Genomic DNA, 13,709 nt, shown 5'->3' on the forward strand with positions numbered 1-13,709 from the left:
CGTGTTCGTCGTTGACACTAGAGCCGGAACAAGAGCCACACTTTCGGTATTGTCGAAAGTTGTGTCGAGGTCAGTTCGCGGCGGCCGGCCGGTGAGCCCGGCATGAAGGCCCAGCTTGTTCACATGCAGGTCTTCCTCGCTCTGGCGCAGTCCGGCAGCGTGACCGTCGCGGCTCGCCAGCTGCATGTCGCGCCGTCCCGGGTCAGCGAGCGGATCCAGGAACTGGAGTCCGAGCTGGGCGCCCGCCTCTTCAACCGCACGACGCGTCCGGCGACCCTGACCGCTGCCGGTGAGGCGCTACTGCCCCGCGCACGCGCCATCGTCGCCGAGTTCGATCTCATCCACACGATGTTCCGCACGGCGCACACACCCCCGGTCCGCGTCGGCATGCGCTCGCTGCCCACGGACTTCCGGGAATCACTCGTTGATCAGGTCATCCGCCCCGCTGTCGGACGCTCGTCCCTGTCGCTGCGCCCGCTGGATTCCCACCACCAGGTCGAGTTGCTGCGCTCGCGGGAGCTCGAGCTTGGCCTGCTGTGGACCGAGCTCCGAGACGACGCGGAGCTCGCACAACTCCCGCTGCTCGAGGAGCGCTTCGTGATCGCGCTCCCGGACACGCCGCGGTTTCACCGCCTCGAGGAAATCGGGCCCTCCGACATCGTCGGACTGCGCCTGGCCACCAACATCGACCCCTGGACCTTCCCCGCTGTCCTCCATCCCTACCTGGAGATGGTTCCGCTGGTGGACCGGGTCAACGCCGCCGTCGAGGAAGGATTGCTGATGCTGCTCTCCGACGGCGCACACTGCTCGTTCCTGCCCGCCGGCTGGCAGGATCACAGCCACTTCGCGGCACCAGATGGTGAACGGATCCTCCTGCGCCGCCTCCATGACCCCGAACCCACGATCGTGACGTACATGACGTGGCGCCGGGATCGCCGTGACGAGGCGCCGATCAGCCGCGTCCTCGACCGGGCGCACCGGCGGTTCCCTCGGCCCGTCAGCCGGTGAGGGACGACTGATCGTGTCTCGATCGGGCGCCCGCTTAAGCTCGCGCCATGGCGAAGTACTTCGATGTCCATCCGGACAACCCTCAACGGCGCTCGATCGACCAGGTCGTCGGGATCGTGCGTGACGGCGGGCTGATCGCATACCCGACCGATTCGTGCTTCGCGCTGGGCTGCCAGCTGGGGAACAAGGACGGGATCGACCGCATCCGCACGATCCGGGACCTGGATGATCGGCACCATTTCACGTTGGTGTGCCGCGATTTCGCGCAGCTGGGCCAGTTCGTGCACGTGAACAACGTGGTGTTCCGCGCAATCAAGGCGTCGACGCCAGGCAGCTACACATTCATCCTGCCGGCCACCAAGGAGGTGCCGCGCCGATTGCTGCACCCCAAGAAGAAAACCGTTGGCGTGCGCATCCCCGACCATGTTGTCGCGCAAGCGCTCCTCGCGGAGCTCGGTGAGCCGATGCTGTCGAGCACGCTGCTGCTGCCGGACCGCGAGGAGCCGCTGACGCACGGCTGGGAGATCAAGGAGGAGCTGGACCACTCACTCGACGCCGTCATCGACTCCGGCGACTGCGGCACCGAACCGACCACTGTGGTCGATTTCTCCGGCGAGGCACCGGAAATCGTCCGCTACGGCGCCGGTGACCCGGCACGGTTCGAGTAGCCTGCCTCTCACTGACCGGAAGCACCGGCGAGCGACGAAAGATAGCGCTCGCCGGTGTCCGGGAACACCGTGACGATGGTCTTTCCAGCATGTTCCGTCCGGGTGGCGAGGGTCCGGCAGGCGTGCGCGGCCGCACCGGAGGAAATGCCCACCAGAAGACCGGCTGTGCGAGCGAGCAGCAACGCGGCCGTCTGGGCTTCGTCGTCGCTGACGGTCAGGACCTCGTCGATACAGCCGACATCCGTTGTGGACGTGAGAAATCCACCGTTGAGGCCCGGGATGCAGTGCAAGCCACCGACACCCTGACTCAGCAACGGGGACCGCTCCGGCTCGACCGCCACCACCTTGATGGCCGGGTTCTGCTCCTTGAGATAGCGCGCGGACCCGGTCAGCGTGCCGCCGGTGCCGTACCCGCACACCAGGATGTCGATCCGCCCGTCGAGATCGGCCCAGATTTCGGGTCCGGTAGTGGCGTAGTGCGCCTGCACATTGTCGGGATTCTCGTGCTGGCAGACGAACCACGAGCCCGGCCGAGCGCGGTGGATCTCCTCGGCCCGTTCCACCGCGGCCGCGTAATTCGCTTCATACGGCACCAGCACGACCTCCGCGCCGAACGACCGCAGAAGCTGGATTCGCTCGGCGGTCACATTGTCCGGCAATACGATCACGCATTCGTAGCCACGCATCGCGCACAGGGCGGCGAGCGCGATTCCGGTGTTCCCGGAGGAAGCCTCCACGACCGTGCCTTCACCGGGGCGCAGCTGTCCCCGCCGCTCAGCGCCTTCGATCATGTACAGCGCGGTCCGGTCCTTCACGCTCGCCAACGGGTTGGCCGACTCCAGCTTCGCATAGGTGGTGGCCACCGCGTCGGGCCCGAAGTGCAGCCGGACGAGTGGCGTGCCGCCGATCAGGTCGGCGAGCGACTCTGCGGGTGGCCGCTTGATACTGGTCATCACGATGCTCCCTGTCGGTCGATCGGCTCACCAGGTCGGGAAGCCGCCCAGTGCAGAATGGTCTGAACCATTGACGAAAGCTGCGCCACCGCGGAATCGCGGCCGGGATCCGGCGGCCGCCGCCAGGACCCGGGACCCGCTCGGCACGTCTTCGATGACGAGCGCCTGAGCGCCGATGACACTGTCCTGGCCGATGGTGATCGGCCCCAGCAGCGTGGCATTCGCGCCGATCACCACACGATCGCCCACCCGCGGATGCCGGCGCGCCCCGGCGGGACGTTCCCGGTCGTGCCACCAGCCGACCGAGCCGAGCGTGACCTGGTGGAAAATCGTGACATTTTCGCCGATCACCGCCGTTTCCCCGATCACAACGCCGGCCCCGTGGTCGATGAAGAAGCCACGGCCGATCCGGGCCCCGGGATGGATTTCGATGCCGCCACCCACAACCCGGGCAACGGCTGACAGCGCCCTGGCCGTGCGGCGCAGGCGACGCAGGTGAAGCCGGTGCGCGACCCTGTAGGTCCAGATCGCCGGCAGCGCGGGATGAAGCAGCGCTTCGGTGCGTGAGGTGATCGACGGATCGCGCTCGCGGATCATGTCCAGATCGTCCGCGGCCATCCGGAGAACGTTCCTGATGCTCATACCGACTCCTCCGAAAGACCGGACCGCGGCGGGGTGCCGATCCGGTTCTCCGCGTAAGCCACGCCCGCGAACAACACCAGGCCACCGGCGATCATGTTCCAGGTGACCGGTTCGCCGAGCAGGCTGACGCTGAGCACCACGGCGAACAGCGGCTCGAGGTAGTTGACCGCGGAAGCGGTCGCCGCGCCGACTTCACCGATCAGCCGGAACAGCTGCACGTAGCCCAGTCCGGTACACAGCAGCCCGAGAACCAGCATCCCGGCCACGACCCTGGCGGTGAGGTGCGGCGCCGCCGCACCCAGGAGCAGAGCCGCCGGAGCCTCCAGCACCGCGGCCACACTCAGTTGCCCGGCGATCAGCGACAACGGGGCGAGCCCGCGCGGAGTGAGGCACTTGCGGACATAGAAGAAGTACGCCGCATAGCTCAGCGCCGCGCCGAGACAGGCCACCTGCCCACCGAGGGAACCGAACGCCGTGTGCCACGGGTTGATCAGCACGACGACGCCGAGAAAGGCGACCAGCATGCCGGCCACTTTGCGCCGGGTCGCCGGTTCCGCCGGCAACGCCAGCGCCGTCAGTACCAACGTCAGCAGCGGGGTGCTTCCCACGAGCACACCCGCGATGCCGGCCCCGGTGGTGCGCTCCCCCCACGACAACAGGGTGAAGGGCAGCACGTTGCCCAGCATCGCGGCCACGATCACGTGCCCCCAGATGCGCCCGCGCGGCAGCGCGGCGCCGCGCATCCAGGCGATCACCAGTACCACCGCCGCACCGAGCAGTACCCGGCCGAACACCAGCTGCGCCGGGCTCAGTCCCTCCAGTGCGACTCGCACGCTGGGGAAGCTGGCTCCCCCCAGTGCGGCCACGAGGAGGAACCGCAGGGCCGATGGGCCGGTCAGGCCCCGTCCCGTGCTCACTTCTCGTCCCCCGGCGTTCAGAGTTCGAAGCCGGCCGGAAACGGATCTTGCGGGTCGCGAAAGTATTGTGCCGTCCCGGTCAGCCATGCGCGGCCGGTGACCCGGGGCTGCACGACGGTGCGCTCGCCGACCCGGTGCTCGGCGGTCAGCGTGCCGTGGAAATGCGTGCCGATGATCGATTCGTTGCGGAACTCCTGGCCGATTTCCAATGCCCCACGGGCACGCAACTGGGCCATCCGAGCGCCGGTTCCGGTGCCGCACGGAGACCGGTCCAGCACCCCGGGACTGATGACCATCGCGTGCCGGGAGCGTTGCGCTGTCGAGCCCGGTGCCGCCAGATACACGTGATCGCATCCGGTGATTCCCGGATCCTCGGGGTGCACCGGGCGGCCTGTCGCGTTGACTTCGGCCATGATCGCCAAGCCGGCTTCGATGATCCGTTGCCGGGCGCCACGTTCGAAGGGAAGACCCACGTCGGCGAGGTCGGCGATGGCGTAGAAGTTTCCGCCGTACGCGATATCGCACCGTATCGCGCCGAACCCGGCGACCTTGAGCTCCCGGTCGAGTTCCACCACGAAGGCGGGGACGCTGTCGATGGTGACCGATCGTGCCCTGCCGTCGGCGACCGCAACCTCCGCCACGACGGGCCCGGCCGGCGTGTCGAGCCGCACCGTCGTCGTGGGCTCGTGCACCTCCACCATGCCCGTTTCCACGAGCACCGTGGCGACCCCGATCGTGCCGTGGCCGCACATCGGCACGCAGCCGGCCAGTTCGGCATACAGGACGCCGTAGTCGGTACCGGGCCGGGCCGGTGGTTGCAGGATCGCCACGCACATTGCGGAATGCCCCCGTGGTTCACGGATCAGCAGGTGCGCGAAATCGTCGAGATGCGCGGACAGGTAGCGGCGGCGCTCGGCCATGGTCGCGCCGGGTATCACCCCGGCCCCACCGATCACGACGCGGGTGGGCATGCCCTCCGTGTGCGACTCGACCGTGTGCACGATCTTGGTGGCGTGCATAGATTTTCTCCCGTGCTCAGCTGGTGGTGCCGCCGTCGAGGTGCAACGCCGTTCCGGTGGCGTAGGTGGTCGGGGCGAGGAGATACATCACGGCCGCGGCCACTTCGGCGGCGGTGGCCAGCCGGTTGAGCGGCACTCGAGCGATGGTCTGCTCCCGGACCGCGCCGGCATCGCCGAAGGCTTCGAATTCCGCGGCGAGCATCGGGGTGTCGACCGGCCCGGGACAGACCGCGTTCACCCGGATCCGGGGTGCCAGCTCGGCCGCGAGGGCGCGGGTGAGGCCGACTACACCGGCTTTCGAGGCGCAGTAGGCGGCGTACCAGGACATGCCCATCGTGGCCAGTTCGGAGCCGATCATGATGATGTCGCCGGTGCTGCCGGCGCGGAGCATGCGCACGCCGGCGTCGCGAGCGACGTAGAACGTGCCCGACAGATTGACGTCGATGGTGTGCCGCCAGCGGCTCGGGGTGAGCTCGGTCAGCGCCGCCGGCTCAGCCACGCCCGCCGAGGTGACGACGAGGTCCGGTACGCCCCAGGTGGCCTCGACCCGGTCGAGGGCGGCGGTCACCGCCGCGTCGTCGGCGACGTCGGCGGGCAACTCGAGTGAGTCGCCGGGCAGGCCCGCCGCGGCCTTCGCCAGCGCGGCCGGAGTGCGGCCGATCAACGCGACGCGAGCACCCGCCGCCGACAACGCCTCGGCGGTTGCCCTGCCTATACCGGACGAGGCACCCGTGACCACCGCAATCCGGCCGGTGAACGAAGTCGGCATCGAATTCCCTCACCGGGAGGTGGCGTGCGCTGCCGCCAACGGCGTGAAATCGCGAGCCGAAAGCCATTCGGGCCGCGTGGCGCGGGAAAGGTCGACCTTGTTCCGCACGCTGTTGTAGGTGATCAACAGCAAACCGCGATCACGTGGAGAAATGTTCGGAACCGAGCTGTGCGGGATATTCGCGTCGAACCAGAGCACCGATCCGCGCGGGCCCTTCGGGGCCACCATGCCATGGCTTTCGACCAGCCTGTGCATGGATTCGATGTCGATCGAGTATTTGAGGCTCGCGGTCAGCGTATTGGCCCAGCCGTCGCCTTCGACGTCCGTTTCGACCATTCCGGCCCGGTGTCCGCCGGGCACGAAGATCAGCGGGCCGTTGAACTCCGTCACCTCGTCGAGAAAGATCGCCGCCGAGAGCGCGCGGGGCGCCGGCATCCCGTCCTCGCGGTGCCAGAACGTGTAATCCTGGTGCCATTCCCATACTTCGCCTCTGAACGCCCGCTTCGCGTTGATCTTGAACTGATGGACGTACACCTCGTCGTCCAGCAGTTGCTCGGCGATGGGGAGCAGCCTCGGCGAGCGAACGAGCTCCGCGAACAGCTCGGAGTACAGGTGGCAGCCGTGCACACCGCGCACGGTGTCGGTGCCTTCTTCGAGGGTGACGCGTTCACCTCCCGACGCGAACTCCTTGGCTGCTTCGGCATTCAGCGCTGTCATCTCGTTGTCGGGAAAAACGCTTTCCTCGACCAGGAATCCCCTGGTTCGGTACTCGTCGACCTGTGCGGGAGACAGAGCGCGTCCGGCTTCCATGAATTCATTCCTTTCTGCGCGTCAGTCGATTGCTGCGGTTTCCGTCAGCAGGCGACGGAGATTGCCGCCGATGACCTTTTCGACAACAGGCCCGGGAATTCCCCGGTCTAGCATTGCGGTGGCGATCAACGGAAAGCCGGCAGGCCCGGTCAGGCCCGGTACCAGCCTTTCGGCGTCGGTCCCTTCGATCACCAGTGGACGCTGCCAGGCAGGCATCGTCTCCGCGAACAATTCCGCGACGAAGTCACTTCCGATGCCGACGTGATCCTCGCCCGCGATCCGCGCGATATGCAGGATGTGCTCGACCACATGGTCGATCGTGGGATCGTCGTCGGTCAGATAACCGGCGTAGAGGTTCAAGCAGATCACCCCGCCGGTGGCGGCGATGGCCTTGATCTGGTGGTCATCCAGGTTCCGGTGGTGCGCGCGCAATGCGAACGCCGCCGAGTGACTCGCGATGACCGGCCTGGTGGTGAGTTCCAGTACGTGCGCCACCCCCGCGTGGTTGAGGTGGGACACATCGATCAGCACGCCGAGCCGGTCCAGCAACCCGACGGCCTCGACCCCGGCCCGGCTCAGCCTGCTGCCGGTGCCCTGTTCGGCGGACCCGTCCGCCAGCGCCGTGCGGCCGAAATGGGTGAGCGACACCATGCGCACCCCGAGCCTGGTCATGGTCTGGAGCAGTTCGACGTCCTCGTCGATCTGCGCGCACCCCTCCAGTGCGAGCACGAGTGCGATGCGGTTTTCCGCCAGCGCGGCGTCGATCTCGGCTCCCGACTGGCACAAGGCGACGAGGTCGGAGTTCTCCTCGGCGATGCGGTACGCGGCCTCGATCATCCGGAGGGTGCGCCGCAGCGCCCCTTCCGGGCGGAACTCGTGGTCGATCATGACGGGCAGCACCTGGAGTTTCACCCCGCCCGCCACCAACTGCGGATGCCAGTGATCACGGAAGTAGGTGCCCCAGCGGTCCGGGTCGCGCAACGCGACGAGGGCCAGCAGATCGTTGTGTGCGTCGCCGACGAGCAACTGCTTGTGCGAAGCGTTCAAGGCTTTCTCCAGAACGTGAGAGTCCGGGTTTCCGGCGGGCAGTGCCTCAGCCGGCGACGAGTGAGCTGACCAGGTGCCCGGTCACCGGGCCCAAGGTCATGCCCAGGGTGCCGTGTCCGGTCGCGGCGATGACGTTGGCGGCGATCCGGCCGATGCAGGGTGTTCCGGACGGCGTCATCGGCCGGGCACCCCGCCACGGCGGCTGGGCGGTGTCATGGGCCGGCAGCGTGGGCACGTAGGCCCGGGTCACCGCGTCGAGCCGCCGGACGGCGCCGGCACCGGGTCTGTCGTGTGCCGTCCCGCCGAATTCCATTCCGGTGGTCAACCGCACCCAGGACTCCCGGGAGTTGATCACCACATGCTCTTCCTCGAGCATCACCGAACTGCGCAGCAGGGGGCTCCCGGTGGGATAGGTGACGCTCAATCCGTACCCGGCCCGCACCGGCAGCCGCGCCCCCAGCAATTTCCCGACCTGCGCGCTGGCGGCACCGGCCGCGACGACGAATTCGTCCGCGCTCAAGCAGCCGCGGTCGGTCCGCACCATGACGACCCGCCCTCCGGCGCGCTGGAAACCGACGACACGCTCGGCTCGGAATTGGGCACCCCGGGCACGTGCCGCATCGGCGATAGCCCGCGTCGCACGCGCGGGATCGAGACTGCGATCATGCGGAAACTTGATCGCGCCCGCGAGACCCGTCCGCAGAGCCGGTTCGATTTCCCGGAGTTTTCGCGGCCCCAGCATTTCGAATTCGGCGCCACATCCAGCCAATTCGTCCAGCGCTCGGCGCTGCCGCTCGAGTGCGACCACGCTGCGGAAAACCCGCAATGATCCCACCGGGCGTAGATGCAGGTCGATTCCTTCGTTATCGACCATCTCCTGATAGAGGTGGAGGCTCTTTCCGGCGAGTTCGAACAAATTCCGGGTGGCTCGCCGGGCCCGTCCGGGACGCGCCTCGATCGCCATGCGCGCGAACCACGGCACCAGGCTCAGCGGTACCGGCCGCCGGAAACTGATGGTGCTGTCCCGGCTGGCCAGTGCGGCAACCCAGGCGGCGACGGTGGCCGGACTCGCAAACGGCACGGATTGACTGGGCACGAGCATTCCCGCATTGCCCGCCGAGGAACCCTGACCCGGTTCCGGATCGAGAACGACGACATCCGCACCTGATTTCGCGAGATAAAAAGCAACGCAGCTGCCGATGATTCCACCGCCCACAACCACGATATCCGCGTGCACCGAATCCACGTGAACCGCCCCGCAGAATGAGACATCAATAAATGAGCGTCGTGCGCCCCATATCCACTGAGCGAGTATGCGCGGGTCACGACATTGATGTCAATCGCGTTCCCGGAAATGCCTCATCGACTACCCGATCCGCATCGATCGGGAAGATCGCGTCCGGCGATTTTCACCGGCTTTATCGTGGAATTGTTTTTCTTTTTTCCGGTCCGAAGTGGAATCACACAGCCGCGGTATTCAACGCCCGTGCGGTCAGCACACGCGCCAGGTGCCCGCGGTATTCGGCGCTGGCATGGGGTTCGCTGACCGGCGACGCACCGTCCGCGGCCAGCGCGGCAGCGTCCACAATGGACGCGCCGGAGGCGAGCGCCTCTTCCGTCGCGGTCGCGCGGATCGGGGTGCCACCCATGTTGATCAGGCCCACCGCCTGCCCGAGCACCGCGACCCCGACGATGGCCCAGTCGATCGAGCGGCGGGTGAACTTCTCGAAACCCCAGCCGATTCCGGTCGCCACCGGCACCCGGACCTCGGTGACCAGCTCATCGGGCTCCAGCGGGGTGGTGAACGGGCCCAGGAAGAACTCGTCCGCCGGAATCTCGCGCTGCCCGCCGGGACCGCGCACCACGAGCGAGCCGCCGGAAGCCAGGAGCGCCGCGGGCAGGTCGGCCGCCGCATCGGCGTGCGCGAGAGAACCACCGATGGTGCCGCGGTGCCGCACCTGCTGATCACCGATCGCACCGGCCACGTGCGCCAGCAACGGGGCGTGCTCGCGCAGCGTCTCGTCATGGTGCAGATCGTGATACCGCGTCAGCGCACCGATCGCGACCGTGTCCCTCTCGACGCGCACGTATCGCAACTCGTCGATCGGCGCCAAGTCGACGACGATCTCCGGCGTGGCGAACCGCAGTTTCATCAGCGGCAGCAAGGAATGCCCGCCCGCGAGGACCTTCGCTTCGTCACCGTGCTCGCCGAGCACGGTCAGCGCCTCGTCCACAGTGGACACCCGGCGATAGCTGAACGGAGCCGGGATCACCGGTCCACCTCCTGTCCCGACGCCTCGATCACGGCGCTGACGATATTGTGATATCCCGTGCAGCGGCACAGGTTGCCTTCCAGCCCCTCCCGCACCTCATCCCGGGTGGGCTTGGGATTGTGTGCCAGCAACGAAACCGACGCCATGATCATGCCCGGCGTGCAGAACCCGCACTGCAGCCCGTGCTGCTCCCGGAACGCCCGCTGCACCGGGTGCAGCTCACCGTCGCGATCGGACAGTCCTTCGACCGTGGTGACCCGGTGCCCGTCGGCCTGCGCCGCGAGCACCGTGCACGATTTCACCGACTCACCGTCCAGCAGCACCGTGCAGGCACCGCATGACGTGGTGTCACAACCGATGTTCGTGCCCGTCAGCCCCGCGTTGTCCCGCAGGTAGTGCACCAGCAGCGTGCGGTCCTCGACCTCCTCGGTCACCGCCGTGCCGTTGACCTCGATGGAGACCCTCACTTCGCCTCACCTTTCAAAGAGAGCGCTTCCCACACCCGCAGCGGGGTCATGGGCATGTCCAGGTGGCGCACTCCCAGGTGCGCCAGCGCGTCCACCACCGCGTTGTGCACCGCCGGTGTCGAGCCGATCGTCGCCGCCTCGCCGATTCCCTTGACTCCCAACGGGTTCCGCGTCGTCGGCGTGGCCGAGTCGACGAGCTCGAAGTCCGGTAGTTCGGTCGCGGTGATGAACGAGTAGTCGGCGAGTGTGGCCGTGGTCGGGTTGCCGTCGGGGTCGTACGCCATCACCTCCAGCAACGCCTGCGCGATGCCCTGGCCGAGCCCGCCGTGCCGCTGCCCGCGGAACGCCAGCGGGTTGACGACCGGGCCGGCGTCGTCGCCGGCGATGATGCGTTTCACCACGACCTTCCCGGTTTCGGTGTCGACCTCGACGACCGCGAGATGGGCGCCGAACGGGAACGTCGGGGTGCCGTCGCTGAACCACACGTCGGCCGACAGCACGCCTTCCTCGGCGCGGGCCGCGAGCTGCACCCAGTCCACCGAGCCGCTCGACGGCGCGCCCCGCACCCGCCAGGCGCCGCTGTCCACGTCGAGTTCGAGATCGTCCGGCGCGGCTTCGAGCAGGTCCGCGGCGATCTCGCGGGCGTTCGCGATCACCTGGTCCGCGGCCTGCCGCACGGCGGAACCGCCCAGCTGCAGGGAACGCGAACCGAACGTGCCGATCGCCTTGGGCACGTCGTCGGTGTCCCCGTATTTGACGGTGATCCGCTCCATCGGGATGCCGAGCTGGTCCGACAGCAGCATCGCCAGCGACGTGGCCAGCCCCTGCCCGTGCGGCGAACTGCCGGTGTAGGCGGTGACCGTGCCGTCCGGGTTGATGTCGACGCGACCGCTCTCACCCGAGCTGTCGCCGCCGGTGATCTCGACGTAGCTGGCGATACCGAGCCCGAGCGCGACCGGATCCCCGGCTTCGCGCCGGCGTTTCTGCTCGGCCCGCAGCCCGGCGTAGTCCGCGGCCGTCAGTACCTTGTCGAGCACGGCCTCGTACTCGCCGGAGTCGTAGTGGGCGCCCGTTTTCGTCTTGTACGGGAATTCTTCCGGGCGGATGAAGTTGATCTTCCGGACCTCCGCCGGGTCCAGCCCGAGCTCGGCGGCGAACAGGTCCATCGCCCGTTCCACCGCGGCGGTCGCCTCGGGCCGGCCCGCGCCACGGTAAGCGGCGATCGGGGTGGTGTTGGTGACCACCGCTCGGCTGCGCGTCTCGATCTTCGGGAAGTGGTAGACGCCGGACGCCATCAGCTCGGTCAGCGTGGGCAGGAACACCGACCGCGGATAGGCGCCCGCGTCCTGCACCACGTCGAGCCGGAACACCTCGACCGTCCCGTCGCGGCGGCCACCGATGGTCACGGTGTTCTGCTGGCCGCGGCCGTGCGTCATCGAGGTGAGGTTCTCGCTGCGGGACTCGATCCAGCGCACCGGCCGGTCCGCCTGCCGCGCCGCCCAGCCGAGCACGACCGGGTCAGGGTCGGCCCCGATCTTCGCCCCGAAACCGCCGCCGACGTCCGGCGTGATGACCCGGACCTTGTCCTCGCCGACCCCGAGTCCGTTCGCGATCGACCTGCGGGCCAGCTGGGCGTTCTGGGTGGAAAGCCAGACCGTCAGGCGGCCGTCCTCGCCCCACACGCAGGAGGCGCCCCGCACTTCGAGCGGCGCGGGCGCGACGCGCTGGTTCACGATGGTCTGCGTGACGACGACCTCGCAGCCGTCGAAACTCCCGTCCGGGAATTCCTCGATTCCGTGTACCTGCACAAGATTCGTGCCGATCTCGGGGAACAGCAAGGTCTCGTCCGACAGCGCGGCGTCGGCGCTCGCCACGGCGTCGAGCGGGTCGTAGTCGATGTCGACCAGCTCGGCGGCGTCCGCGAGCTGGTAGCGCTCCTCGGTGAGGACCAGCGCGACGGGCTCACCGACGTAACGGACCACTTCGGACGCCAGCCACGGCTGCTCGACGGGGCCGACCTTCCGCGGCGCCAGCTCGAGATCCGCGGCGGTGTACACACCGACGACTCCGGGAGCGGCCAGCGCCTCCTCGGTGTCGATCGAGGTGATCCGGGCGTGCGCGATGGGGCTGCGGACGAACATCGCGTGCACCGCGCCGGTCAGTGCCGGTTCGCGGAGGTCGTCGACGTACGTGCCACCGGTGGTGATGAGTTTCTGGTCCTCGATCCGGACGACCCTGGTACCGACAATGCTCAACTCGTGGCCTCCCATGACGGGTCCGGACGATCATGCCGGCGCCCGAGCACCAACATACCCCTGGAGTTTTTTGCTGGGGCGCCGCGGATTTCTCCTTCTCACCCGGTGAACGCCTGCCACGCGAGCGTACCGGCGAGACCGAGTCCGGCGAGTCCGATGACGATCCGCAACGGCGTCGCGGGCACCCGCCGGACGATCGACGGCCCGATCCACGAGCCGAGCACGGATCCCAGGCACAGCACCAGAACCGCCGGCCAGTCGGCATAGCCGGTGAACGCGAAGACGACCGCGGCCACGGAGTTCGCCGCGCCGGTCGCGATGGTCTTGGCGGCGTTGGACCGCGCCAGTGACTGGGGCCAGGCGGTGGACAGCAACGCGAGCATGAGCACACCGGCCGCGGCGCCGAAATAGCCGGCGTAAATGGCCACACCGAATGCGGCGACGGCCGTACCGCGGCTGAGTCCCCGTCCAGTGTGGACATCGCGCCGCAGATGCGGGCCGACGAAGAGGAGAATCGACGCACCTGCGATGAGAAACGGGACGGTGACGGTGAAGACGCCGGGCGGTGTCCACAGTAGAAGCCCGGCGCCGAGCGCGCCGCCGGTGGCGGTGATCCAGCACAACACCCTGAGGCGGCGCCACTGCCCGGTCAGCTCGGGCCGCGACCCCGCCGCGGCGCCGGCGGTGGTGCCCATCAAGGCGATGGTGTTGGTGACATTCGCGGTCAGCGGCGGCAGGCCCACGGCGAGGAGCGCGGGATAGGAGACGAGCGAGGCGAGCCCTGCGACGGACCCGGTGAGCCCGGCCCCGACCCCGGCGACGAAGAGGAACACCAACGCCGGGAGGGAAAGGCTCACGGTTGGGGATTATCGGCAGGGAGG

Annotated in this window: 14 protein-coding genes; 2 read left to right on the top strand and 12 right to left on the bottom strand. The window is 68.2% G+C overall.

Annotated features, from left to right (window positions below; translation table 11 throughout):
- Positions 1 to 123 precede the first annotated feature (123 nt).
- Together GKO32_RS28435 and GKO32_RS28440 are read left to right on the top strand one after the other, a co-directional pair.
- A complete protein-coding gene (locus tag GKO32_RS28435; RefSeq protein ID WP_166459763.1) occupies positions 124 to 1,008 on the top strand; it encodes a LysR family transcriptional regulator in 885 nt (294 codons plus the stop codon).
- 47 nt (positions 1,009 to 1,055) lie between these two features.
- A complete protein-coding gene (locus GKO32_RS28440) occupies positions 1,056 to 1,676 on the top strand; it encodes an L-threonylcarbamoyladenylate synthase (RefSeq protein WP_154759987.1) in 621 nt (206 codons plus the stop codon).
- Between the two features lie 8 nt (positions 1,677 to 1,684).
- Here GKO32_RS28440 and GKO32_RS28445 read toward each other — a convergent pair whose 3' ends face one another.
- The 12 genes from GKO32_RS28445 to GKO32_RS28500 all read right to left on the bottom strand — a co-directional run bounded on the left by GKO32_RS28445 (position 1,685) and on the right by GKO32_RS28500 (position 13,685).
- Entirely contained in the window at positions 1,685 to 2,629 is a 945-nt protein-coding gene (locus GKO32_RS28445; RefSeq protein WP_154759988.1) for a PLP-dependent cysteine synthase family protein, read from the bottom strand.
- Between the two features lie 27 nt (positions 2,630 to 2,656).
- On the bottom strand, positions 2,657 to 3,271 hold the full coding sequence (epsC, locus tag GKO32_RS28450; protein ID WP_154759989.1) for a serine O-acetyltransferase EpsC: 615 nt from the start codon (positions 3,269 to 3,271) through the stop codon (positions 2,657 to 2,659).
- Complete coding sequence (locus GKO32_RS28455; protein ID WP_208024574.1) at positions 3,268 to 4,188, bottom strand: DMT family transporter; 921 nt, start codon at positions 4,186 to 4,188, stop codon at positions 3,268 to 3,270. Before GKO32_RS28455 ends, epsC begins: the two co-directional genes overlap by 4 nt.
- 17 nt (positions 4,189 to 4,205) lie before the next feature.
- Complete coding sequence (locus GKO32_RS28460) at positions 4,206 to 5,207, bottom strand: proline racemase family protein (RefSeq protein ID WP_154759990.1); 1,002 nt, start codon at positions 5,205 to 5,207, stop codon at positions 4,206 to 4,208.
- Between the two features lie 16 nt (positions 5,208 to 5,223).
- Positions 5,224 to 5,976 (bottom strand): SDR family NAD(P)-dependent oxidoreductase, encoded by a 753-nt coding sequence (locus GKO32_RS28465; protein ID WP_154759991.1) that lies wholly within the window; start codon positions 5,974 to 5,976, stop codon positions 5,224 to 5,226.
- Between the two features lie 9 nt (positions 5,977 to 5,985).
- The gene (locus GKO32_RS28470; RefSeq protein ID WP_154759992.1) at positions 5,986 to 6,786 is read right to left on the bottom strand and encodes a phytanoyl-CoA dioxygenase family protein; all 801 of its coding nucleotides are present in this window, start codon (positions 6,784 to 6,786) and stop codon (positions 5,986 to 5,988) included.
- A 21-nt stretch (positions 6,787 to 6,807) separates the two neighbouring features.
- Positions 6,808 to 7,833 carry a dipeptidase gene (locus tag GKO32_RS28475; RefSeq protein WP_154759993.1) on the bottom strand — a complete coding sequence of 342 codons (1,026 nt, stop codon included), beginning with the start codon at positions 7,831 to 7,833 and terminating at the stop codon, positions 6,808 to 6,810.
- A 46-nt stretch (positions 7,834 to 7,879) separates the two neighbouring features.
- Positions 7,880 to 9,079 (bottom strand): NAD(P)/FAD-dependent oxidoreductase, encoded by a 1,200-nt coding sequence (locus tag GKO32_RS28480; protein WP_154759994.1) that lies wholly within the window; start codon positions 9,077 to 9,079, stop codon positions 7,880 to 7,882.
- Between the two features lie 214 nt (positions 9,080 to 9,293).
- Entirely contained in the window at positions 9,294 to 10,106 is an 813-nt protein-coding gene (locus GKO32_RS28485) for an FAD binding domain-containing protein (RefSeq protein ID WP_312868676.1), read from the bottom strand.
- Positions 10,103 to 10,573, bottom strand: coding sequence for a (2Fe-2S)-binding protein (locus GKO32_RS28490; protein ID WP_312868677.1), 471 nt, complete (start codon positions 10,571 to 10,573; stop codon positions 10,103 to 10,105). Before GKO32_RS28490 ends, GKO32_RS28485 begins: the two co-directional genes overlap by 4 nt.
- A complete protein-coding gene (locus GKO32_RS28495) occupies positions 10,570 to 12,828 on the bottom strand; it encodes a xanthine dehydrogenase family protein molybdopterin-binding subunit (protein ID WP_154759995.1) in 2,259 nt (752 codons plus the stop codon). Before GKO32_RS28495 ends, GKO32_RS28490 begins: the two co-directional genes overlap by 4 nt.
- A gap of 98 nt (positions 12,829 to 12,926) precedes the next feature.
- Positions 12,927 to 13,685 carry a sulfite exporter TauE/SafE family protein gene (locus GKO32_RS28500; RefSeq protein WP_312868678.1) on the bottom strand — a complete coding sequence of 253 codons (759 nt, stop codon included), beginning with the start codon at positions 13,683 to 13,685 and terminating at the stop codon, positions 12,927 to 12,929.
- Positions 13,686 to 13,709: the final 24 nt, after the last annotated feature.

The sequence above is a fragment of the Amycolatopsis pithecellobii genome, assembly GCF_009707865.1.
Classification (GTDB): Bacteria; Actinomycetota; Actinomycetes; order Mycobacteriales; family Pseudonocardiaceae; genus Amycolatopsis_E; species Amycolatopsis_E pithecellobii.

Coding starts and splice junctions, on each gene's coding strand:
- epsC (WP_154759989.1), bottom strand. CDS start 3,271: ATGAGCATCAGGAACGTTCTCCGGATGGCCGCGGACGATCTGGACATG.
- GKO32_RS28435 (WP_166459763.1), top strand. CDS start 124: ATGCAGGTCTTCCTCGCTCTGGCGCAGTCCGGCAGCGTGACCGTCGCG.
- GKO32_RS28445 (WP_154759988.1), bottom strand. CDS start 2,629: ATGACCAGTATCAAGCGGCCACCCGCAGAGTCGCTCGCCGACCTGATC.
- GKO32_RS28470 (WP_154759992.1), bottom strand. CDS start 6,786: ATGGAAGCCGGACGCGCTCTGTCTCCCGCACAGGTCGACGAGTACCGA.
- GKO32_RS28465 (WP_154759991.1), bottom strand. CDS start 5,976: ATGCCGACTTCGTTCACCGGCCGGATTGCGGTGGTCACGGGTGCCTCG.
- GKO32_RS28460 (WP_154759990.1), bottom strand. CDS start 5,207: ATGCACGCCACCAAGATCGTGCACACGGTCGAGTCGCACACGGAGGGC.
- GKO32_RS28440 (WP_154759987.1), top strand. CDS start 1,056: ATGGCGAAGTACTTCGATGTCCATCCGGACAACCCTCAACGGCGCTCG.